This window comes from Sphingobium sp. FG58 (assembly GCF_057809055.1).
Genome location: NZ_JBMDJF010000026.1, coordinates 1 through 23524, shown reverse-complemented (window position 1 = coordinate 23524; position 23524 = coordinate 1). Strand labels below are relative to the sequence as shown.

Here is a 23524-nt window from a genome sequence, read left to right as displayed (position 1 = left end):
TTACCATGGAGACCTATTGATTCAGAGTTCGATCAATTATGCAACTGTAATGCTAGCTGGACACCCGCAAAAACTCTGGCGGATTCGGCGCATTGATGATTCATTGAGCGGGTAGCCATTGGAGGCGATCTGCCATGGACCCCAAGTCTCTTTTCAGCCTGAACGACCATCTTGAGATGCTCAGCCGGCATGGCGATCCGCTTGAGGTTCTGGAACGGACCGTGGACTTTGAGTATGTCCGGGCCTGGTTGGTCGAGGGGCTGGGTTATGGCGATGGAAGCAAGGGCGGCCGTCCGCCGTTTGACCCTGTCGCCATGTTCAAGATACTGATTTTGCAAGCTCAGCATAATCTTTCCGATGCGCGGATGGAGTATATGATCCGGGATCGGCTGAGCGGGATGCGGTTTCTGGGTTTTGCGCTCGGCGATCGCACCCCTGACGAGAACACCATCCGTCATTTCCGCAACCGGATGACGGAGACCGCGACACTTAAGCGGGTGATGAAGGCTTTTGACTGGCAACTGCACAAAAAGGGCTACATCCCCATGTCGGGGCAGATCATCGATGCCAGCCTGGTGCCCGCGCCCAAGCAACGCAACACCGATGATGAGCGGCAAGCCATCAAGGATGGAAAGTCGGCGCAGGATATCTGGCCTGATGACCCGGCAAAGGCGGCACAGAAGAACACAGATGCGCGCTGGACGCTCAAGATCGGCGGGAAAGTGCGCTACAAGAATGGCAAGCCGCTGCCGATGATCGCCTTGCCGGTGTTTGGGTATAAAAGCCATATCAGCATAGACCGCCGTTACGGGTTCATTCGCGCAGGTGAGGTCACCTCGGCGGCCCACGCCGATGGACGCATGTTGCGCCATGTGATCGCAGAAAATAGCAGCAGCGAGGTCTGGGCCGACACAGCATACCGCTCCAGGACGAACGAGGTATGGCTGGCCGATCGTATGCTGACCAGTCGCATTCACCGGCGAAAACCCAAAGGCAAGCCGATGCCCAGGGCGACCGCTCGCGCCAATGCTACAAAATCTGCGATCCGTGCCAGGATCGAGCATGTGTTCGCGCATCAGAAAAACCGGTTCGGGCTGTTCATCCGCACAATCGGCATCAAACGCGCCGAGGCGAAACTCACCCTGACTAATCTGGCCTATAACTTCGATCGCCTGATCTTCCACGAACGACGCGCCGCCACAGCATGAGTCTGCCCTGAAACCCGGGAAAGGTCATGAAATCACCCATCCGGCGACCGAAAAGCCGCCCGCCAAAGCGCCCCGTGCCCCGGTCATGCCGCCATCACCGCAACGGAAGCATCGAAGTGACAGTTTTGCGGGTGCCCATCGCGTTATCAAGCGACAAATTTTGCTGCCTCAGAAAAAAAGGACGTACGTTCTATTGACAGATTGAGCAGTCACGTGGAAGATGAATCGCAATAGAGCCGCCGGTGAAGTGAGCCAATGGACGGGGAGTGAGCGTGGCTGTTACGCCAGGCGGAGGTCATCTCCGCGTTTATGGTGATGCGTTAGTTCGCCTCACTGAATAGCGGCTCATTCGCCCAAAAATCTCGCCCGTCAAAACGGATGGCAGAGTTCGACGGTCTACGAGGAGAGAGCTGAATGGACACGCTGGAGCGCCTGCTGGCCATTGAAGGTGTCAGGCAATGCAAGGCCAGATACGCCTATTGCGTCGACACCAAGGACTGGGATGGCTTTGGCTCACTGTTCACCGATGATGCCGTGTTCGATGAAACCGACGCTATGACTGCCCGCCACCCCAAGACTGGCGAGTGGGTTCGTACAGGCAGTGAATTCAGCCTTGAACTTCTCAAGTCTGTCGAAAATGGAATTGCTTGGCCCGTCATAGGGGCGAAGAACATCGCAGAAGTCGCGAGGGGAATGGCAGAACAGAACCTTCTTGTGCACAAGCTCTTCAATCCTACTATCGAAATCCTGACCGAATTGACCGCGAAGGCCATATGGCCTTTCGAGGACGAAGTGTACTTCTCGGAGGGTCAACCGATGAGGTATATGAACGGTATGGGCCATTATCACGAAACCTACGAGAAAAAGGGTGATAATTGGCTTATCAAGACGATGAAGTTGACCAGAGCGCTGGTACGCGCGCGCTGAGTAAGCGCGGTTTTGACTGAGGCGATGTCTCATTGCTGGTCGCAGCAGGCCACCATGCCAATTTTAAGATTAATTAAGACAAGAAATAAAGGGAGGAATGTCATGAAGAAAGTTGGACCGATTGCAATGGCGCTTGGAGGGCTGCTCGCTTCGACGAGCTACGCGCAGGCTCAGGTAGGCACGCCGGTTGCCGGATCAGCGACCGAAAATGCGCCCAGCAGCGGCGCGGCCGATATCATCGTCACCGCACAGCGCAAATCAGAAAGATTGCAGGACACGCCGATTGCGGTGACTGCGGTAACGGCCGACACCGTCCAGAAGCTTGGCCTGAACAAGGTCTCCGATATCGCGGCAGTGACGCCGGGCGCGAATTTCACCGTCAGTGCCGGCTTCTTTTCGCCCAATATTCGTGGACTGGGCGTGGCTTTCACGGCGGCGGGCCTGGAAAGTCCGGTCGCGATTTATGAAGATGGCGCGTATCTGACGAACACCATCACCGCGAACGAACTTCTCGATAATTTCGACATCAGCAGTATCCAGGTACTTCGCGGTCCGCAGGGCACGCTGTACGGTCGCAATGCATCCGGCGGCGTGATCATCATCAACAGCGCCGATCCCACGGACAAGTTCGAGGGGCGGGTGCGCGGCGAGGTCGGCAACATCGATCATCAGCAGTTGAACGCCATGATCAACGCGCCGCTGGGCGAGGATCTCGCCTTGCGCGCTACCGGCGGCTACAAACATAATGGTGGTTTCATCCGCAACCTGACCACGGGCGGCAAAAGCGGCTGGGAAAAAAACTATAACGTAAGGGCGAAGCTACGCTGGTCTCCAGGATCTGCCGACATCGTGCTGGGAGGTCAATATTATGACCTCACCAATACCGTGACGCGGACGGGCACTTTGGGGCGCAACGACGATACTTGCCTGGGCTGCGTTCTCGCGCCGCCCGGCCTCATCAGCCCCTCACTCGGTTTCTACGAGCAGGAAAACCAATCCTTTGCGCCGCCTGCCCACACAATATTTTACGGCGCCAACCTCAAGATGGAATTCGACCTCGGCAGCTTCCAGTTGTCGAGCATGACGACATACCGCCGTCAAAAGACACGCCACAACTCCGGCGATTCTGATAACACGCCACTGTTCCTGTTCGAATATGTCGGAGCGGATGTCGGCGGCAAAACATTCTCGCAGGACCTACAGGTGGCCTCGAAGCTGGGCGGTCGGTTTGAATATCTGTTTGGCGTGAGCTATCTGTACGACAAGCGTCATTTCAGGGCAGCTTTTCTGAGCGGCGACGTCCGTGACGACAGTACATCGAATGGCTTCCTGAACGTTGGGAGCACAAATTCTTACGCTGCCTTCCTGGAGGGCTATTATAAAGTTACCGACGAACTCAAGGTGACAGTTGGTGGGCGCTATACCTATGACGAGCGGGGCATGGAGGGAGCAGCGTTCGGTTTCCCCTGGGGTGTGAAACTGCGTACGAGCCAGCGTGCGTTTACGCCGCGTTTCGTGTTGGCCTGGGACAATGGGCCGACCAACATCTACTACAGCTTCACTCGCGGCTTCAAGGCGGGCGGCTTCCCAGATTCGCAGATTTCGCCGCCTGCAGTTGTGCAGCCTGAAAAGATCTCCAGCCATGAGATCGGCATCAAGCAATCGATGCTGGACAACCGGTTTAACTTGAACGCAGCTGCCTTCTATTTCAAGAACAAGGGCCTGCAGGCACAGACGATCCGTGACATCACTACGGGCGGTAGCGCCACCTCGAATGCACAGCTGGAAAACTATGGTGTCGAGGTTGAGGCGCAGATTCTTCCGATGGATGGCCTGAACTTCGGGATCACCGGCTCTTGGCAGCATCCGCGGTACAAGCCGTTCGATGGCGTCATAGGGCTAGCATGCTATAACCCCAATGTGATTCCGACAATGGTCGCTTGTGATCCCACCGTGACAAATCTCACCGGCACGGCGCCCCCGCAGGCTCCGACATGGTCAGGATCGTTTAGCGCCAATTATGAATTCGCTGTCGGATCCTGGTCTGCATCGCTCTCAAGTCTCGCGACATACCGCTCCTCGATCAACTTCCAACCAGGTGCCGGCGGTAATCTGAGGTACGATCGAAGCGACTCTCTGTTCCTCGCGAATGCATCGGGTTATGTGAGCCCTCCGGGCACGGACCTGCGTATAGGCTTCTATGTGAACAATCTGTTCGACAAGAAATATGTGACACGCCGGCAAACGCTCGTGAATTTTGGCACATCCTATAATGCCGGCCTGCCGCGCACATATGGCCTGCGCATGGAGTATTCGTTCTAATACCAGAATAAGCATCGCCAAAATCCTGTGGATACCTACGGCTTTCGGTATCCACAGGGGATGAGGATGAATGCTAATGCGTCGATCGGACCATCTTGGCGCGCCTGTACAATGTGACAACGATCCACGCCTGATGCGCTGACCGCGCGACAGCAAAGTCAAATATTCAAGCGATAGGAAACTAGATCATGAAGCTAGCAATTCTGGGCACAGGCAATATCGGCAAGACGCTCGTCCGCGAACTCACCAAAGCCGGTCATGGGATCAAGGTCGCGAACTCGCGTGGTCCAGAAACGATCGACAGGCAGATGCTTGCCTCCGGTGCCCGCGCAACGACGGCGCAAGAGGCGGTGAAGGACGTGGACGTCATCATCCTCTCGATCCCGTTCCAGCGCCTGTCGACGGTCAGGCCTGTTCTCGCCGGGGTGCCTGAAGACGTAGTCGTGATCGACACCTCCAACTATTACCCGTCACGGGATAGCGCGATTGACGCGGTCGAAGCGGGGCAGGTCGAAAGCCTTTGGGTGGTCGAACAACTGGGCCGGCCGATCGCCAAGGCATGGAACGCGATTGGTGCCCGCTCCTTCGCAGTCTATGGCAAGGCACCCGGCAGTCCCGATCGCATCGCCATTCCCGTCGCCGCCGACCGGACGGTCGATCGGGACGTGACGATGCGGCTGGTCGATGAAACCGGTTTCGACCCGTACGACGCGGGGACGATCGCAGACTCCTGGCGTCAACAGCCCGGATCGCCAGTCTATTGCACCGATCTCAAAATGGACGAGATGGCGAAGGCCCTGCCTACAGCCGAGAAAGCACGTCTTCCCATCCGTCGCGAATTGGTCGCCGCAGTGGCGCAGGACCGCTTTGGCGATGGGAAGAGCAATCCCGATACTGACCTTCTCGTCGCTCTGAACCGCCTGGTCTTCATGTAGACGTCGTGGCCGCCATGCTATGTGAGGCACGAGTTGCCGGGTTGGCGGTCTCAGGGCGGCGGCCCCTCTATCGCTTCGCCGTCGGGCGAGCATTGATCTTTTGGTAAAGCTATCCCGAGAGCTGCAACGTAAGCCTTTTAAACTTTGCGTAGCTGCCGACATAGAGAGGACTCCGATGCGCGCACGAGCCGTTCGTTCATTCTCGGGATGGAGGGTGGTCCTGCCATGCTTTCTCGCGCAAACCCTCGCTGCTGGCTTCGCCTTCGGATCGTTCGGGCCATTGCTCGCCAGCACCGAGGCGCATTTCGGTGTGACGCGGGCTGTAGCGGCAACGGGCATGAGCCTGATCATGCTGGCAATCGGCGGCCTGTCTCCCTCTTTGGGAGGGCTGCTGCAAAAGGTCCCGGTGCGCAGCGCGATGATCGGCGGCGCAGCGCTCAGCGCGCTTGGCTATCTGGGCTTTGCCCTTGTTCCGTCTTTTGGCCTCGCCCTGGTGATGTTCGCCCTGATTGGCATGGGTGTAAGCCTGTTGGCGGTACTGGGTCCGCTGACACTGGTCAGTCGATGGTTCGCCTCAGGCCAGGGCAAGATTCTGAGCATCGTGAACCTGCCGATCGCACTGTTTTTGACGCCTTTCATCGTCGGCGAACTTCTGCCGGTATATGGGCGGTCTGCGGTTCTCGGCGGGATCGCAGCAATCTTCCTGCTATTGATTCCCGCCTTGTTGCTGATCGTGGAAAGCCCAGAACGGATTGGCGAGGTCCCTCTCGGGTCCAATATGGATCCAGGTGACACAGCCGCCCCGGAGGCTGTCAAGGATCGCCCCCTGTCGACGAGTGAAATCCTTACCAGCCCGCCCTTCTGGTTGCTGTCGATCGTGATCGGCGTGATTTCGGGGTCGGGCACGGCGTTCATGGTCCATATCGTACCCTTCGGCATGGGGCAGGATCTGACCCTGCAGGTGGCATCGGGTCTGCTTTCCGTCTATGCCTGTGCAGGAATTATTGGCACCTTGCTCTTTGGATGGATAGCGGACCGCATCGGGCCTCCTGCTGCACTCGCGCTCACAACTTTAAGCCAGGCGCTGCTGTGGTGGGGACTGCCGCATGTCGCAGGCTTTCCATTGTTCGCGCTTGCGGCGCTGATTGGAATCTGCGTCGTCCCGGTAATGACGCTGCATGGCGCTGCTCTCAGCAAGCTGGTGGGACCTGCGAGCATCAGCCGGGCGATTGGGATCAGCTATGCAATCACTCTGCCCTTCATTTTCAGTTTCGCGCCGCTGATCGGCTTCCTGTTCGATTATACCGGGGGGTACAGGTTGCCCTTCCTGGCGACTGCGGGCATCCTCGGTGTCGCCTGCCTGTGCTCCGTCATGATGATCTCCGCTATAAGCAGGCAGAAGCCTCTGGAGCGGGTCGTTTGATCACTGCTTTTCAGAACAGGCAGGCCCAATTCGTGACAGCCATGGTATGACCGGAGAGGATAAAAACTGATGGCGACGCTCGACATGATTCTAAGGCGTGGCAAATGGGCGACTTTGGCGGTCGTGTCGGGCGGGCTGCTGCTTGCCGGTGGAAAGGCTTTGCTGGCCGAATCTACAGAAGCGGCAGCGGCTCCCCCGGCCGGCCCCGCCGCCCTAGCCTATTCGCCACCAGTGCGCTTTGCCAACGAAAGCACCAATCTCTATTGGGGCGACACCCACCTTCACACCAATTATTCCGCCGATGCTTTCGGCTTCGGCAACCTTACGGTCAGCCCGGACGAAGCCTATAGGCTGGCCAGGGGCGAGGAAGTGACTGCCACGAGCGGCCTTAGCGCAAAGCTGCGTCGTCCGCTCGATTTCCTGGTAGTCGCCGATCATGCGGAATATATCGGCGTTTTCCCGCGGCTGGCCAAGGGCGGTAGTACGGAAGGCGTTTGGGAACAGGGCAAACGCTGGAGTGATTTGCTGAAAGCCGGCGATGTAAATAAGGCGATGTACGAATTTTTCGATATTCTCCGGGCGGGCGGAGCAAGCTCGCCCGAGCCTCCCGAACTGGTGAAGTCGATATGGCAGGATGTCGTCAGGACTGCCGACCGGTTCAACGATCCGGGTCATTTCACGGCCCTGATCGGCTATGAATGGAGTTCAACGCCATCGGGCGACAATCTGCACCGCAACGTCATTTTCCGCGACGGTGCGGATAAGGTTTTGCAGGTTGTGCCCTTTTCGGCGCTGGACAGTACTGATCCGGAAAAATTATGGGCCTATCTCAAGGGCTATGAGCTGAAAACCGGCGGTCAGGTTCTCGCCATTCCCCATAATGGCAATCTCAGCAACGGGCGCATGTTCTTGCCGCAGACCTTTTCGGGCCAGCCGTTCACGGCCTCCTACGCGCGCGAACGGATGCGTTGGGAGCCGGTCTATGAGGTCACCCAGACCAAGGGCACCAGCGAAACGCATCCGACCTTGTCGCCGACCGACGAATTCGCCGGTTTCGAGCTTTGGGATACGACCAACGTGCAAGGGGCTGTGCGCAAGACACCGGCGATGCTGCAAACGGAATATGCCCGCAAGGCGCTGAAGGACGGGTTGCAACTGGAACAGAAGCTGGGTGCCAATCCGTTCAAGTTCGGCATGATCGGCAGCACCGATTCCCATAATGGTCTTTCGACGATGGCCGAGGATAATTTCTTCGGCAAAATGCCCCATTCCGAACCCTCCGCCGGCCGTTACGCTCTGCCTCTAGCTCAGGTCAAGCAGACGCAGTGGAACTGGCAGATCGGTGCCTCGGGGCTTGCGGCGGTGTGGGCGAAGGAGAATACACGCGCGTCGATTTTCGACGCGATCCGGCGCCGGGAAGTCTATGCGACCACCGGTTCGCGCATTCAGTTGCGCGTCTTTGGCGGGTGGAATTTCGGGACGGCCGATGTGATGCGGCCCGACTATGTCAATATCGGCTATAAAAAGGGTGTGCCGATGGGCGGCGACCTGATGCGCCATGCCGGAGCCAAGGCGCCGAGCTTCATGATCGTCGCCGCCAAGGACCCTGACGATGCCAATCTCGACCGGGCCCAGGTGATCAAGGGCTGGGTCGACGCGAAGGGCGGGACGCACGAGAAAATCTATGATGTCGCCGTGTCGGGCGGCCGCAAGGTCGATCCGAAAACCGGAAAGCTGTCGGCCGTCGGCAGCACGGTAAATCTGGCCGATGCCTCTTACACCAACAGCATCGGCGCGCCCGAACTGGCGACGATATGGACCGATCCCGATTTCGATCCCGACCAGCGCGCCTTCTATTATGTGCGGGTGCTAGAAATTCCAAAACCGCGCTGGACCGCCTATGATGCGAAGTTCTTTAAGGTGAAGATGCCCGCCAATATTCCAATGATCGTGCAGGACCGCGCCTTCAGCTCGCCCATCTGGTATAATCCTTGAACGCATCTGCGCGCGGCACGCGGGCCTTGCAGGCTGGAATAGGCGCACACTGACATGACTGATATGATCGCGCGCTGGCGGAGGGAACCGCTTGTCTGGTTCCTGCTCGCTGGCCTTTCGCTGTTCGGCCTGCATGCGCTGGTCAGTCCGGGCGGCGATGTCGCTGCCTCGCGGGTAATCGCGGTCGATCGCGATAGCCTCCTGCAGTTCATGCAAATGCGCGCGCGCTCGTTCAATGGGCCGGGTGCCGAGAAACTGCTCGACCAGATGTCGCCGCCGGAGGTCATCGCCATGGTCAACGACATGGTGCGCGAAGAGGCCATGTATCGCGAAGGACTGCGGCTCGGCCTGGACAGGAATGACTATGTCATGCGGCGGCGGCTGGTTCAGTCGCTGGAATATCTGGCCGAGGGCGACCAGGCGCAGTCCGTTCCTCCGGACGAGGACATGCTGAAGCGGTATTACGACGCCCACCGCGAACGCTATGTCGATGCGCCGTCGATCAGTTTTTCCCATATCTTCTTCAGCGCCGATGCGCATGGATGGGACGGTGCGCAGAAGCTGGCGGCCAATGCCCTGGCTGCTTTGAATGCGGGCGGCGACCGGACCCGCAACCAACCGGGCGACCGTTTCCTCTACCTTGCGGATTATATCCAGCGGACCCTCGATATCATCGAGAGCCATTTCGGGCAGGACTTTGCCGAACGCTTGTTCGGGATGGCAACGCTGGATGGACGCTGGCAGGGGCCACTGCGGTCGAAATACGGCTTTCATCTCGTGCGGATCGTCCGCAAGGATGCCGGGCGTCCGCTGTCCTTGGCGCAGGCGCGGGCCATGGTCGCGGAAGATGCTGCAAAAGACGCCAAGGCCGCCCGCCGCGAAACCTTCGCGCGCGCCCTGATCGCCCAGTTCCATGTCTACGTCGATAGCGACGTGCAAAGGCGGATGGGCAAATGAACGCGGTGCGCCTGCTCCTCGCGCTGGCTTGCCTGCTGGCCGGGATGGCACCGGCCAGCGCCCACGACGCTTTCCCGATGCTGATCAACGTGCGACAGACAGGCAGCGCGCTCTATTCCGTGGATATCAGGCTGCCGCCGTCCTTTCCCGAGCACTTGGCACCGAGCGTACGGATCAACAGGCACTGCAAGCGCATCGCAGGTCCGGGCGACGATGGCGCAACCAATCTTTACCGATGCCTCCAGGGGCTGGCCGGCGAATTGCGGCTGATTTATCCCGGCTCGGCACCCTCAGTGCCGGGCCTCGTGCGGATCATCTGGGCGTCGGGTGAATCCCGCTCCCTGGTGCTCAAGCCGGGCGAAACCAGGGTTACGCTGCCGCAGCCGGAGAGCAGGGCGGGCGTTGCCGGACAATATCTGCGCTTGGGTATCGAACATATTCTGACGGGCTTTGACCATCTGCTGTTCCTGGTCTGCCTGCTTTGGCTGGCCGGCGGCCTGCGGCGCATCCTGCTGACGATCACCGGCTTCACCCTGGCCCATTCGGTCACGCTCGCCCTGTCGGCGTTGGGATGGGTCCAGGTGGCGGTGCCGCCGGTGGAAGCGGCTATCGCCCTGAGCATAGTTTTTCTGGCGGTGGAGATCTACAAGGGACCGCGCGACACGCTGAGCTGGCGTTATCCTGCTGCCGTGTCGAGCAGCTTCGGCGTGCTCCATGGCTTCGGCTTTGCCGCCGTGCTGGGCCAGATCGGCCTACCGCAGACCGAACTTGTCACCGGGCTGCTATTCTTCAACCTCGGCGTTGAGATCGGGCAACTGATCTTCGTCCCAGGCGCGATCTTGCTTTACATCATTCTGCGTAAAGCCTGGGCGCATATGCGACTGCGGGCCGATGCCCCGGTAATCGCACGCCATGCCAGTGCGTCGATCGTCGGAACGCTCGCCTCCTACTGGCTGGTCGAGCGCACGATCGCCCTGTTCGGCTGATTGGGGGGTGTGCGAGACACGGCCACTTGCGCGGCATTGAACGCAGCGCAGCCTGAATATTTCCAGGAGCAAGCCGCGCGGATAAATGGACGCATTGATCTTCCCCCAGTTGCGTGGACACCGATGATAGGCTCTGCGGAGCCAGGAGGTGAATGATGGCGAAGGTTGGGAAGCGTTATTTTACGGCGGAGTTCAAGCGCGAGGCGGTTGCGTTGTGGGAGACACTTGGGAAAACCGGGGCCTCGCACGGCCATCCGGTCTGCATCGAATGCCCGATAAACAGGCCATAGGGGCGTGCCTTTTGGGAGGCGTCGTTCGATTTGCGCCAAACGGGCAGCGAACTCTTTTTAAAAACAGCAATGTCATCGGGGACTGTCAGGATTTCCGTGTGTGACCGGGCATAATGGGCAACAAGGCGTCCCACTATGTCACGACGCAAAGAACCCGTTATTCCCAGTGCGCTTCTCGACCAGCTTTTGGCCGGAGGCGCTGCCAGTGCCGCATTTGAACAAGGCGGCTTGCTGGATTCGCTGAAGAAGGCGCTCACGGAGCGCGCGTTAAACGCGGAGATGGATCACCATCTTGCGACAGGCGAAGGCGCCGGCAACACGCGCAACGGCTATGGCCGGAAGACCGTAATGACCGAGACCGGCAAGCTGGAGATTGATGTCCCGCGCGACCGCCAGTCCAGCTTCGACCCGCAGCTGATAGCCAAGTATCAGCGCCGCTTTCCGGGCTTCGATGAGAAGATTGTGTCGATGTATGCGCGGGGCATGAGCACCCGGGAGATTACCGGGCATCTGCAGGATCTGTACGGCATCGATGTGTCGCCCGATCTCATCAGCACGGTGACGGACGCGGTGCTCGATGAAGTCGCCGTCTGGCAGCAACGCCCGCTCGATGCGATCCGGGTAAAAATCCGAGACGAAGGCATGGTCCGCAATAAAGCGATCCATATCGCCCTTGGCGTCCGCGCCGATGGCGCCAAGGAAGTGCTCGGGCTGTGGCTTGAGCAAAACGAGGGTGCCAAGTTCTGGCTGCGGGTCATGAACGAACTGCGCAACCGTGGCACAGAGGATATCCTACTCGCCGTCGTCGATGGCCTCAAAGGCTTTCCAGATGCGATCACAGCCGTGTTTCCCGAGGCCGTCGTTCAAACATGCATCGTCCATTTACTCCGCAATTCCATGGACTTGGTATCCTGGAAGGACCGTAAAGGCCTGGCAACGGCGCTCAAGGAGATTTACCGCGCGCCCAGCGCTGATGCTGCACAGGTGGCACTCACCGAATTCGAGGCCGGTCCTTGGGGCCAGCGTTACCCGGCTATTGGCCAGAGCTGGCGTCGCGCCTGGGCTGAGGTCATTCCGTTCTTCGCGTTTCCTGACGACGTCCGCAGGATCATATATACGACAAACGCCATCGAGGCTTTGAACTCGAAGCTGCGCAGAGCTGTCAGAGCAAGGGGGCATTTCCCCAGTGACGATGCCGCAACCAAGCTGCTCTATCTGATCTTGAACAGGTCGGAGAAAGAGTGGAAGATGCCGCCTCGTGAATGGACGATGGCAAAGGCACAATTCGCCGTCATCTTCGGCGAACGTTTCATCAAGGCCATGGCGGCCTGATGATCAACCGCCCGGTCACACACGGAAATCCTGACAGTCCCATGTCATCGGGCTTCTGGCCACGGTGACGGGGTCGCGCGGTGAGCTTGCGATACCCCAGAGCGCGAAGCTCTCTCCCAAGCGTGTGACGCGTGACCGATAATTCGAACTCGTCCCGGATCCACTGCGCCAGGTCGCACAGTCGCCAGCGCACGACACCATGCGCCGCCGGGATAGGCCCGGTCTCAACGATTTCGGCAAGCTTGGCGCGCTGCTCGTCGTTCAAGATCGACGCCCGCCCGAGGGCCTTGCGCGTTGCCAGGCCATCAGGGCCGCACTCATTGAACCGCAGAACCCAGTCACGCACGATTTGCAGCGTCACCCCGGCAACCTTCGCTGCCTCGCTACGGCTTCCGCCGTCCAGGATCAGTGCCAACGCCAATAGACGACGCACATGGTCCCCATCACCGCATCGTCGGGCAAGCCCTCTCGTGTCATCTGCCGCCACACTTTGCGGACGCCGTAAACAGCGAAGTTCTCGGCAAACACCCTGGCGATCTCTGGCTTGAAGGCGAGGTCACGCTTTGCCCGCGCCGACAGGCGCGATGGATCCTGTCGCTGCGCGACGTGCTTATGATATGTGGAAGGGGCGATCGGCAAGACATTGCAGATCGGCTCGACCCCATGAACGGCGCGCTGATCGTCGATGAACGCGATCATCGCTTGAACGGGCGGTCGAGCTCCGCCTGCGCAAAATATGCTGATGCCTTGCGCAGAATCTCGTTGGCCTGACGCAGCTCACGAACCTCACGTTCCAACGCCTTGATCTTGTCCGCAGTGTCGGTGGGAACGCCAGCACGCTTGCCGCTATCGACCTCGGCCCGCTTCACCCACTCGTGAAGGGTCTGCGGGGTACAGCCGATCTTATCGGCAACCGACACCACAGCTGACCAGCGCGACGGATAATCCGCCTGGTGGTCCAATATCATCCGCACTGCACGGGCGCGAACCTCGGGCGAAAACTTGTTCGTTGTTTTGCTCATAACGGCTCCATCTACTCAAGAGTTGGAGCCTCCGACAATCCCGGTGCGGTTCACTGGTCAAGCCAACGGCGCCAGCCCCGTGAGGATCAATCGGACGAGATCTGCCTGGCTAGACACCCCGGTCTTTGCATAGATTCGCTTTGAGTAACTGCGAGACGTTTCCGGCGTGAGGCGCAGATTTTGGCCGGCTTCGATAATTGTCTTGCCCAGTGAAAGCTGATGCGCAAGCGATGCTTCATTCGTAGACAGATTATATATCATCGCAATGGCATGGCGCGCTTTCGCCGCATCCTCGCGCTTATATGTCCGAAGGACGCCAACAACGGCTGGCAACGCACAGGGCTCCTCGAGAGGCAAGTCGGATTTGCGAAGCAAAAGCCACAATTCGCCATGCGTGTCCAATGGCAGCGGCACGCTGGCAACCCCGCCAGATGCGATTGCCGCGCAGGCGATTTCCAGTGCTTGCGATATGGCGGGTGTGAGTTGCAGCCGACGCCCGGCGACGGGCGCTGGCTCCGGGGCGAATGTCATGAGAGCATTTGCATGGGCATCGGCAGCCATGACACGCCCGGTGGCATCAAAGGCCATCTGACCGATGCCCAGCCGCTGGAGCGCGGCTTGTGCAAGCGCCACTTGTAATCTCTGCTCTATCAGCGCGGCTAACGTCTTTAACGCTGCGGTGAGATGCGGCGCGATGGCCGACAAGGTCGCCACTGCCGCTGCGGAGAAATCCTCCCTTTCGCGCACGAGCAGCATCCGGGCATCTGCGGCACCGCCCGCCACGACCCGAAGGAAGCGAGCATAGTGTATCCCCATTTCCTGAAGGGCTAGGCGTTGGCTGGCGAGTCGGTCCGGGCGACCATAGTCAAGCATCTCGTCGAGTGAATATATGCGCAGCGGTCGCATCGCACCCTGGGAATGAAGCTGAAGAGAAACGATTCGCCGATATTCGAGCGGCGGATCAGCCGCGGCACGAGGCGCCGCCACCTGGACGATCGACGGCTCCTGATCTGCCCCGGCATTGGCGAGATTGATGACGAGATAGGCGCGGCGCGCATATGTTCTGGCGACAAGTTCGCGCATCAGCCCGCCCCATGGCGGGCTCTCATGAATGCCTTCGATAAGCGGCAGCGCCAGCTCGCGCTGGTAGGTCACGGAAATCGACATTATTATTTTGCTCCCATATGGGGGGCTCGTGGTCAAGCGCGCGAAGTAATTGATGCGTTAAATCCCAAAGGGAGAGGATCATGCCTGAGCTACTGACGAGACCGTTACTGACGCATCTTGAGCGTCTGGAGGCGGAGAGTATTCACATCATGCGCGAGGTTGTCGCGGAGGCTGACAAGCCGGTGATGATGTACAGCGTGGGCAAAGACAGCGCCGTGATGCTGCACCTGGCGCGCAAGGCCTTCTATCCCTCGCCGCCGCCCTTTCCGCTGCTGCATGTCGATACGACGTGGAAGTTCCGTGAGATGTACAAGCTGCGCGACCGGATGGCGCAGGAGAGCGGCATGGAACTGCTCGTCTACCAGAATCAGGACGCAAAGGACCGGGGCATCAACCCGTTCGACCATGGCGCACTGCACACTGACATGTGGAAGACCGAAGGGCTGAAGCAGGCGCTCGACCTTTATGGCTTCGACGTGGCCTTTGGTGGCGCGCGGCGCGACGAGGAAAAAAGCCGGGCCAAGGAGCGCATATTCTCCTTCCGCACCGCGTCGCACGGTTGGGATCCAAAAAATCAGCGTCCGGAACTGTGGAATCTCTATAACGCCAAGAAAAGCAAGGGCGAAGGGATCCGCGTCTTTCCGATCAGCAACTGGACCGAGTTGGATATCTGGCAATATATCCATCTCAACAACGTACCCATCGTGCCGCTCTATTTCGCGGACAAGCGTCCAACCGTCGAGCGCGATGGCATGCTGCTGATGGTCGATGATGACCGTTTTCCGCTCAAGCCCGGCGAAGTGCCCGTCGAACGCTCGATCCGCTTCCGCACGCTCGGCTGCTACCCGCTGACCGGGGCGGTCGAAAGCGAGGCGAAGACGCTGCCGCAAGTGATCCAGGAAACGTTGTTGACGACGACGTCGGAACGGCAGGGCCGTGCGATCGACAAGGACGCGGGCGGCGCGGGCATGGAGAAGAAGAAGCAGGAAGGGTATTTTTGATGCGCCACGGAATGCGCAGCGTTCCGAAGCGTCAACCCCGATGCAGGCTGGGGGGCCAGGCCGCCTGACTCTCCACAAAATCAATGAGATCCCAGCCTTCACTGGGATGACGAGGTAGCGACATGACCGACACCCTCACAGACCCCATCTACAAGACCGACGCCCTTATCGCGGAGGACATCGACAAATATCTGGAAGTCCATCAGCACAAGACCATGCTGCGCTTCATCACCTGCGGGTCGGTGGATGACGGCAAGTCGACGCTGATCGGTCGCCTGCTCTATGACAGCAAGATGATCTTCGAGGATCAGCTTGCCGCGCTGGAGGCGGACAGCAAGCGCGTCGGCACCCAGGGGCAGGAGATTGATTTCGCGCTCCTCGTCGACGGCCTTGCCGCAGAGCGCGAACAAGGCATCACCATCGACGTCGCCTATCGCTTCTTCGGCACCGAAAAGCGCAAGTTCATTGTCGCCGACACGCCGGGTCACGAACAATATACCCGCAACATGGTCACAGGCGCCTCGACCGCCGACCTTGCGGTAATTCTGGTCGATGCGCGCAAGGGCGTACTGGTCCAGACACGTCGCCACTCCTATCTGGCGCATCTGATCGGCATCAAGAATATCGTACTCGCCATCAACAAGATGGATCTGGTCGATTATAACCAGGCGGTCTATGACGGCATCCTCAAGGATTATACCGAGTTCGCCCGCTCGATCGGCATCGATCATTTCGTGCCGATCCCGATTTCCGGCTTCCGGGGTGATAATATCACTCGCCCCAGCGACAATACCCCCTGGTACAAGGGGCCTTCGCTGATGGAGCATCTTGAGACGGTCGAGGTCAACAGTGCCTCCGACGCCGAAAAGCCGTTCCGCATGCCGGTGCAGTGGGTCAACCGCCCCAACCTCGATTTCCGCGGCTTTTCCGGCCTGATCGCGACCGGCACGGTTCGACCGGGTGATGCCGTGCGCGTCCTGCCTTCGGGCAAGACCAGCACGATCAGCCGCATCGTCACGCTGGGCGGTGATCTCGATGAGGCGGTCGCCGGACAATCGGTGACATTATGCTTTGCCGATGAAATCGACTGTTCGCGCGGCGACGTCATCGCGCTCTCCGACAATCCGCCGCAGGCCGCCGACCAGTTCGAAGCGACCATCGTGTGGATGGCGGATGAAGAAATGCTGCCCGGCCGCTCCTACTGGCTCAAGGTCGGCACCCAGACGGTCACCGCGACCGTCCAGCAGCCTAAATATCAGGTCAACGTCAACACGATGGAACATCTGGCGGCCAAGACGCTGGATCTGAACGCCATCGGCGTCGCCAACCTGTCCACCGACAAGCAGATCGTGTTCGAGGCCTATGACCAGAACCGGACGCTGGGCGGCTTCATCCTGATCGACAAGATCAGCAACGCCACGGTCGCGGCGGGTATGCTGCACTTCTCGCTCCGCCGGGCGCAGAATGTCCATTGGCAGGCCACCGACGTCAGCCGCGATTTCCATGCGGGTCTTAAGAACCAGAAGCCAGCCGTGCTGTGGTTCACCGGGCTGTCGGGCGCAGGCAAATCGACCATCGCCAACCTGGTCGAAAAGAAGCTGGCGCGGATGAACCGTCACACCTTCCTGCTCGACGGCGACAATGTCCGCCATGGCCTGAACAAGGATCTGGGCTTTACCGATGCCGACCGGGTGGAAAATATCCGCCGCGTGGGCGAAGTCGCCAAGCTGATGACCGATGCGGGCCTCATCGTCATCACCGCCTTCATTTCGCCCTTCCGCTCGGAACGCGATATGGTGCGATCGATGATGCAGCCGGGCGAGTTTATCGAGGTGCATATCGACACCCCGCTCGCCGATGCCGAAGCGCGCGACGTCAAGGGCCTGTACAAGCAGGCGCGGTCGGGCACGCTCAAGAATTTCACCGGGATCGACAGTCCCTATGAAGCGCCCCAAGACCCGGAAATCCGCATCGACACGGCGGACATGACGGCCGACGAGGCGGCCGACGCGATCGTCGCGAGGCTCATCCCATGACGGTGATGACCGATGGCGAACTGGCCGCGCATCTGGCGGAAACCGCCGGGCGCATCCTGCTGGACGTGCGGGCGAGCGGCATATTTTCGCCCAAGGCGATGGGCAAGGCGGGCGACCAGACCGCCAACCAGTTCCTGTGTCACGCGCTGCGCGAAGCGCGGCCCAACGACGGGCTGTTGTCCGAGGAGGAGAAGGACAATGCCGACCGCTTGACCCAGTCGCGCGTCTGGATCGTCGATCCCGTCGATGGTACGCGCGAATATGGGGAGAGCCGCTCCGACTGGGCCGTGCATGTCGGCCTTGCGATCGACGGCGAGCCGGTCATCGGCGCTGTGGCGCTGCCGGGTCTGGCAGGGGGCACCGTCATGCGATCGGATCAGCTCCGCCCCCTCCCCGCCACGCCAGAAAAGCTGCGGATGCTGGTGTCACGGACACGGCCCGCACAGGAGGCGGTGCGTATTGCCGAACAGATAGGTGCGGAACTCGTGCCGATGGGATCGGCCGGGGCCAAGGCGATGGCGGTCATTCTGGGCGAGGCCGACATCTACCTCCACTCCGGCGGACAATATGAATGGGACAGCATGGCGCCGGTAGCGGTGGCACTCGCTCACGGCCTCCACGCCTCCCGTATCGACGGCAGCCCGCTCGTCTATAATCAGGAGAATGTCTATATGCCAGACCTTCTCATATGTAGAAAAGAACATGCGCAAACGATATTGGGCCTATTAGCCTAGAGTCGGCCGGTTGTGACGTTCATCGGCTTTGTGTCTGGGCATGATCAACTTCCGGCCTTCGATTTGCCAGCACCATCATCGGGGAAGCCAGCCGGGGGCCGGTTCCCGCAGCGAGGCTGCGTATGCGCCCGGTCGACAATCCGACATTACGGTTCGGTTAGTCATGTCACCTTTCCTGCACAGCGATCGCCCGACGGCCCGCCATACCGCAAGAGTGACATTAGGCGTCCGTGCACAACGCCCAAGGACAGAAAGGCACCCGTCACGCCAGAATCATGCAGAATGTGCCATACGCCGGCGTCTGACCTTATCGGGTAGAGGGATATTCCGGCTTGCGCTTGTCGAGAAACGCGCGAACGCCTTCCTCGAAATCGGGGTCGGCAACGCAATCGGCCACACCCTGGCGCTCCATGTCGAGCAGTTCGCCCATCGGCACGTTCATCGACGCTTTGAGCAGGCGCTTGGCCGTACGCATCGCCAGTTGCGGCCCGCGCGCCAGCCGCCGCGCCAGCTTGAGCGCCTCCTCCTCCAGGGTTTCTGCCGAGATTACCCGCGAAACGATTCCAAGCTTTTCGCCCTCCGCCACGTCAATGAAGGCGCCGCTTAGCACCAGTTCGCGCGCCTTTCGCTCACCGACGACGCGCGGCAACAGATAGTTGACGCCGCAGTCGGCGCTGAGGCCGAAACGCTGGTGCGCGAACATGAGCGAGAGCGTATCGTCTGCATAAACGAAATCGGCACCCAGCGGCCAGAGCAGCCCGCCACCAGCCACGCCACCACGATGCGCTGGACGCCTTTGGCCGGATCGATGTGGTGGTGAACAATGCGGGCATTCTGCGCGACATCATCTTCCACAAGATGACCAAGGAAGATTATGAGCTGGTCCGGGCGGTCAACCTGGGCGGCGTGTTCTACATGTCGCGTGCGGCCGCGCCGCACTTCAAGGATCAGGAGAGCGGCTGCTTTGTGCACATGAGTTCGACCAGCGGGCTGATCGGCAATATGGGCCAGGCGAACTATTCGGCGGCGAAGCTCGGCGTAGCGGGCCTGTCCAAGTCGATCGCGATCGACATGAAGCGTTTCAACGTACGCTCCAACTGCATCGCACCCTTCGCCTTCACCCGCATGGTCGGCACGATCCCGGCCAACACGCCGGAGAACCAGCGCCGCCTGGAAGTCGCCAAGCGCATGACGCCCGAGAAGATCGACCCGCTGGCCGTCGGCCTCATGTATGACGAGGCCGCCGACGTGTCGGGTCAGATCTTCGGCGCGCGCATGAACGAACTCATCCTCTTCAGCCAGAACCGCCCGATCCGCCCACCCAGACCGCAGAAGGATGGTCCCCCCGAACCGTGGTCGAAACAGCCCTCCCAGCCTTCCGTCCCTCCTTCACCGAAAACCACATCTCTTCCCAGGCTTTCACCTGGGACCCGTTCTAAAAGAGGCATTGGCGGCATGGGCAGCGAAGCACCGGCATTTCTGACGACGTTGGAGGAAGGGGTGTTCACCCTGACCTTCGACCGGCCGGAATTTGGAAACGCAATTCCTCCGTCATCGACGCCGCTATTGATCGCCGCGCTTCGGCAGGTGTGCGAAGATCCTTGCATTCGCTGCCTGCTGCTGACGGCCAAAGGCAAGAACTTCTCGGCCGGGGGCGACGTCAAGGGGTTTGGCCGTTCGCTGGAGATGACGCCGGAGGCACGATCGCAGGATTTCCTCGACCGACTCGCGCCGGTGCGCACGATGGTGGAAACGTATCTGGCTATTCCCGTACCAGTTGTAGCCGCCTGTCCAGTCGGCGAACCGGCGATGCGACGATGGCATGTGTTCCGGGATCGTGGTGTGCCGACCATTGCCCGAGCCACGCATGTGTGCCGCGATCCGCTCGCCCTTATGGAACAATTCTATGGTCGCGGCCGTGATCCGCGCCTCGATGGGCTCGCGCGCGAAGCGATACGGCACCAAGTAGTAATGCCGCTCGATCTCGACGTGGTAGTCAAGCCCGGCGCGACGACGCCGCCACTCGGCATAGACATAGCGTTCGGCCGGCAGCGGCTTGAGCGCCGGGCGGTCGATTTCCTCGAACAGCTGGCGGCGCGTCCGCCCGACCCGGCGCAGCACTCGCCGGTCGTTCAGCTCGGCAAGCAGCTCAGCGATGGCGGCATTGAGCTCGGCCAAGCCGAAGAAGGTCCGGCGCCGCAGGCGTCCGAACAACCAGCGCTCGACGATCAGCACCGCCGCTTCGACCTTCGCCTTGTCGCGCGGGCGGCGTGGTCGCGTCGGCAGCACGGTGCTGTCGTAATGCGCCGCCATCTCGGCGTAGCTGCGGTTGACCTGAGGATCGTACAGGCACGCCTTGATCACCGCGACCTTGGCATTGTCGGGCACGAACAGCGCTGGCGCGCCTCCGAACATCGCCAGCGCGCGGGTGTGGGCGGCCAACCAGTCCGGCAGCGTCTCGGTCCAGCTCCCTTCCGCGTAAGTGAGGCTGGAGGCGCCAAGCACCGCCACGAAGATGTGCGCGTCGCGGATCTCGCCGGTCAGCCGGTCGACCACCACCGCCACCTTGTCCCCGGCATAATCGACAAACAGCTTGTCACCGGGTGCGTGGTTCTGCCGCATCGTCACCGGCAGCTTCATCGCCCAGCCGCGATACAGGTCGCAGAACCGGCTGTAGCGATAGCCGCCCGGATGAACGGCGATATATCCGTCCCACAGGATCTACAGCGTCACGTGCTTGCGCTTCAACTCGCGGTGGACCTGCGCCCAGTCCGGCTCAGGGCAGCGGCGATGGCCGGTCTTGTTGCCCGCCTCGCGGTAGAGGGCCGCCTCCAGACCGGCGTCGCTGACATCGTCGCCCAGGGGCCAGCTCAGCCCCGCCGCCGCCCGCTTCAGCGTCTCGCGCACCGTCGACGGCACCACGCCCACACGCAACGATATCGCCTAGTACCCCAGCCCCTGCTCGGATCGGTATCTCATCATCTCGCGGACACGCCGCATACTCACCCTTTCCGCCGACATCGCTCTCTCCTTCAGACAAAGGAGCGAACTTAACCCCGCCGGCAGACGCGAGTTCGACACCATCCACAGGGGGCGGCTTGCCTCGGAATCAGCATATCGAACCCCTATTGCGCGGTCTTACGAGGCAGGAAATCGATGAACGCGCGGAAACTTTGTTGGTCATGGCACGCGGCCTGGCCGTCCATATGTGCATGCGCCCGGCCAGCGATTATCACCTGCTTGCTGCGACATTCAAGTTCACTCTTCGGGGGGTGTTGTCTGCAAAATCTGATGACCCTGAACGTGAGAGTTTGCGATAGCTAAATACGCGCACAGGGGTTTCATGTGGCGCCCGGCGGCGGCATCGCGATCATATCGCGGTGAGCCATATGGAATTTAGGCAAGTCATCGAAGGTAAGGGAGCAGGGAATGAAACTTGGCAAATTAGGTATATGGGTAGCGCTCGATGGTCCGATCGGTCATTTTGAAAATGACGATTCAGCAGGATTAGGGCGCGCTACCGCACCGCGTATCGTGAACTTTGTACGCCGTGCGGAAACACTTGGCTATTCCGCGATATGGATGCCGGATGGGTTCGGGCGCGACTCATTCATAGCCTCCGCGCTGCTGCTTGCTAATACGCAGAATATGATCGTCGCGACTGGCATATCGTCGATCTACTCGCGCGATCCCGTCGCCTCCGCAGCGGCCGGCAGTGCTTTGAACGAATGGTCCGTCGGCCGATTCATCATGGGGCTGGGCGTATCCCATCGCAAGGTTGTCGAGGGCATACGCGGTCATGACTATACCAAGCCTGTGGCCGCGATGCGTGGCTATCTTGAGGGCATCGCAGGTGCGCCCTACTATGCCACGTCTCCAGCCGAAAAGACGCCTATCGTGCTGGCAGCGCTCAGGGGCAAAATGCTCGAACTCTCCCGTGATCAGGCGGACGGCGCGCATACGTTCAATGTGACACCGCAACATACGGCTCAGGCCCGTGAGATTTTGGGGCCGGGAAAGCTGTTATGCGTCGAACAGAAGCTGATCCTCGAAACCGACCCGGCGAAGGCACGCGACATCGCCAGAGCGGAACTCGAACTCTATCTTGGCCTCGACAATTATCTTAATTCCTGGCGCGCGATGGGTTTCAGCGATGCCGATTTCGCGAATGGCGGCTCTGACCATCTGATGGATTCCATTATCGCATGGGGCGACGAAAGCGCCCTGCGCAAGCGTATCCAGGAGCATTTCGATGCCGGCGCGGACCATGTCTGCTTCAAACCGGTGGGTCCGGACAACCACACCGATATGCGCATCATAGAAATGCTTGCGCCGACAGCCTCATGACGTAAGGCGGGGATAGCGATGGTACAACAATGGTCCGATCAATCGAGCCAGTTGAATACATCGCTACCTCGCCCAGCCGGTCCAGGCTCTCCCGCTGGACCTCGGCGGGTTCAAGCGAACGGCACCTGATGCCTCGATTATATGAGGTCGGCAGCCCGCAGCGCCGCAGCGGTGTCGCCATATACGACTTCTAGCTTTTGTGTCTTTCCGTCGACGATCGTCCAGATTTCGACCAAAGGTATGGTGACGGGCGTTCCCGTTTTCTTGCCGACCAGATCAAGCACGCCCCAGGAGATGACGTTGTCGCCGCTGGCTATGATGTTATGCTTGGTGAACTTGAGACTGGAATAATGCTCTAGCACCTTTCCGATCAGGCTCGGGAAGCTTTGGACGCCCTTGTGAATGCCGCCATAGGGCAGGGAAGGGGCCTCGTGGATTTCCGTTTCATCCGTAAAGCTTGCCGTGAACCCTTGCGGTTCTCCGCGCGCGCTGGCGGCATAGGCGTCTTTTACGATTTGCAGATTTTGATCTTCGACTGACATTGTCCTTATCCTTCCTTTAATTGGCGACGTTTGCGCCATTCTTGCTTCCAGGTTTATTCTGTCCATCCCGCAGGGCTGTCGGCGAGCGTCATGGGCATTTTCAGGCGTTACATGTCCATATTCGTCTCCGAGCGATCGAAGCCAGTTTGGACATCATATCCGTCGCCCGCGGTTCGGCGGATCACTCCTGAACTGCACGTCACTCGGCGGCCTCCAGACTGGGGGCGATGACAGGCTTGTATAATGTAGTCCGCTGCGAGGCAGGTCGACCGGCCTCGCGTGCGAAGCCATGCATTTGCG

17 protein-coding genes, 3 pseudogenes and 1 other annotated feature are annotated in these 23524 nt (G+C 60.0%); of the genes and pseudogenes, 14 read left to right on the top strand and 6 right to left on the bottom strand.

Features of this window, described 5'->3' with window-relative positions:
• Positions 1-134: 134 nt before the first annotated feature.
• From ACODR8_RS18540 to ACODR8_RS18500, 9 genes are all read left to right on the top strand, one after another.
• Positions 135-1208, top strand: coding sequence for an IS5 family transposase (locus tag ACODR8_RS18540; protein WP_489008627.1), 1074 nt, complete (start codon positions 135-137; stop codon positions 1206-1208).
• Positions 1209-1622: 414 nt separating this feature from the next.
• Positions 1623-2135, top strand: coding sequence for a nuclear transport factor 2 family protein (locus ACODR8_RS18535; RefSeq protein ID WP_489008626.1), 513 nt, complete (start codon positions 1623-1625; stop codon positions 2133-2135).
• Between the two features lie 102 nt (positions 2136-2237).
• Positions 2238-4457, top strand: a complete 2220-nt coding sequence (locus ACODR8_RS18530; RefSeq protein ID WP_489008625.1) for a TonB-dependent receptor — start codon at positions 2238-2240, stop codon at positions 4455-4457.
• Positions 4458-4645: 188 nt separating this feature from the next.
• Complete coding sequence (locus ACODR8_RS18525) at positions 4646-5392, top strand: NADPH-dependent F420 reductase (protein WP_489008624.1); 747 nt, start codon at positions 4646-4648, stop codon at positions 5390-5392.
• A 175-nt stretch (positions 5393-5567) separates the two neighbouring features.
• Positions 5568-6815, top strand: coding sequence for an MFS transporter (locus ACODR8_RS18520; RefSeq protein ID WP_489008623.1), 1248 nt, complete (start codon positions 5568-5570; stop codon positions 6813-6815).
• A 69-nt stretch (positions 6816-6884) separates the two neighbouring features.
• The gene (locus ACODR8_RS18515) at positions 6885-8810 is read left to right on the top strand and encodes a DUF3604 domain-containing protein (protein ID WP_489008622.1); all 1926 of its coding nucleotides are present in this window, start codon (positions 6885-6887) and stop codon (positions 8808-8810) included.
• A gap of 54 nt (positions 8811-8864) precedes the next feature.
• A complete protein-coding gene (locus ACODR8_RS18510) occupies positions 8865-9767 on the top strand; it encodes a peptidyl-prolyl cis-trans isomerase (protein ID WP_489008621.1) in 903 nt (300 codons plus the stop codon).
• Positions 9764-10753: a HupE/UreJ family protein gene (locus ACODR8_RS18505; protein ID WP_489008620.1), complete on the top strand. Its 990-nt coding sequence runs from the start codon at positions 9764-9766 to the stop codon at positions 10751-10753. The genes ACODR8_RS18510 and ACODR8_RS18505 overlap by 4 nt, the downstream gene beginning before the upstream one ends.
• A 425-nt stretch (positions 10754-11178) precedes the next feature.
• Positions 11179-12375: an IS256 family transposase gene (locus ACODR8_RS18500; protein WP_489008619.1), complete on the top strand. Its 1197-nt coding sequence runs from the start codon at positions 11179-11181 to the stop codon at positions 12373-12375.
• Here ACODR8_RS18500 and ACODR8_RS18495 read toward each other — a convergent pair.
• From ACODR8_RS18495 to ACODR8_RS18485, 3 genes and pseudogenes are all read right to left on the bottom strand, one after another.
• Positions 12356-12790, bottom strand: a complete 435-nt coding sequence (locus tag ACODR8_RS18495) for a helix-turn-helix domain-containing protein (RefSeq protein ID WP_489008618.1) — start codon at positions 12788-12790, stop codon at positions 12356-12358. The genes ACODR8_RS18500 and ACODR8_RS18495 overlap by 20 nt on opposite strands.
• Before the next feature lie 47 nt (positions 12791-12837).
• Positions 12838-13397: pseudogene (locus ACODR8_RS18490) on the bottom strand (transposase); the annotation flags it as partial.
• Positions 13000-13116: a sequence feature (AL1L pseudoknot), on the bottom strand. (Overlaps the previous pseudogene by 117 nt.)
• 57 nt (positions 13398-13454) lie before the next feature.
• The gene (locus ACODR8_RS18485) at positions 13455-14564 is read right to left on the bottom strand and encodes a helix-turn-helix transcriptional regulator (RefSeq protein ID WP_489008617.1); all 1110 of its coding nucleotides are present in this window, start codon (positions 14562-14564) and stop codon (positions 13455-13457) included.
• Between the two features lie 80 nt (positions 14565-14644).
• On the opposite strand from ACODR8_RS18485, the gene cysD reads away from it, so the two are divergent.
• The 3 genes from cysD to ACODR8_RS18470 all read left to right on the top strand — a co-directional run bounded on the left by cysD (position 14645) and on the right by ACODR8_RS18470 (position 18335).
• Positions 14645-15565 (top strand): sulfate adenylyltransferase subunit CysD, encoded by a 921-nt coding sequence (cysD, locus tag ACODR8_RS18480; RefSeq protein ID WP_489008616.1) that lies wholly within the window; start codon positions 14645-14647, stop codon positions 15563-15565.
• A 122-nt stretch (positions 15566-15687) separates the two neighbouring features.
• Positions 15688-17601 (top strand): sulfate adenylyltransferase subunit CysN, encoded by a 1914-nt coding sequence (gene cysN / locus ACODR8_RS18475; protein WP_489008615.1) that lies wholly within the window; start codon positions 15688-15690, stop codon positions 17599-17601.
• A 5-nt stretch (positions 17602-17606) separates the two neighbouring features.
• Complete coding sequence (locus ACODR8_RS18470; RefSeq protein WP_489008628.1) at positions 17607-18335, top strand: 3'(2'),5'-bisphosphate nucleotidase CysQ; 729 nt, start codon at positions 17607-17609, stop codon at positions 18333-18335.
• A 307-nt stretch (positions 18336-18642) separates the two neighbouring features.
• Here the strand turns inward: ACODR8_RS18470 and ACODR8_RS18465 are convergent, their stop codons facing one another.
• Positions 18643-19107, bottom strand: a complete 465-nt coding sequence (locus ACODR8_RS18465; RefSeq protein ID WP_489008614.1) for an enoyl-CoA hydratase/isomerase family protein — start codon at positions 19105-19107, stop codon at positions 18643-18645.
• 38 nt (positions 19108-19145) lie between these two features.
• Here ACODR8_RS18465 and ACODR8_RS18460 point away from each other — a divergent pair.
• Positions 19146-19988: pseudogene (locus tag ACODR8_RS18460) on the top strand (SDR family oxidoreductase); the annotation flags it as partial.
• 135 nt (positions 19989-20123) lie between these two features.
• Here ACODR8_RS18460 and istA read toward each other — a convergent pair.
• Positions 20124-21275: pseudogene (istA, locus tag ACODR8_RS18455) on the bottom strand (IS21 family transposase); the annotation flags it as partial.
• 489 nt (positions 21276-21764) lie between these two features.
• Between istA and ACODR8_RS18450 the strand changes: the two are divergent.
• Positions 21765-22682, top strand: coding sequence for a TIGR03620 family F420-dependent LLM class oxidoreductase (locus ACODR8_RS18450; RefSeq protein ID WP_489008613.1), 918 nt, complete (start codon positions 21765-21767; stop codon positions 22680-22682).
• 137 nt (positions 22683-22819) lie between these two features.
• On the opposite strand, the gene ACODR8_RS18445 is transcribed toward ACODR8_RS18450, so the two are convergent.
• Positions 22820-23224, bottom strand: a complete 405-nt coding sequence (locus ACODR8_RS18445) for a nuclear transport factor 2 family protein (protein WP_489008612.1) — start codon at positions 23222-23224, stop codon at positions 22820-22822.
• Between the last annotated feature and the right edge of the window lie 300 nt (positions 23225-23524).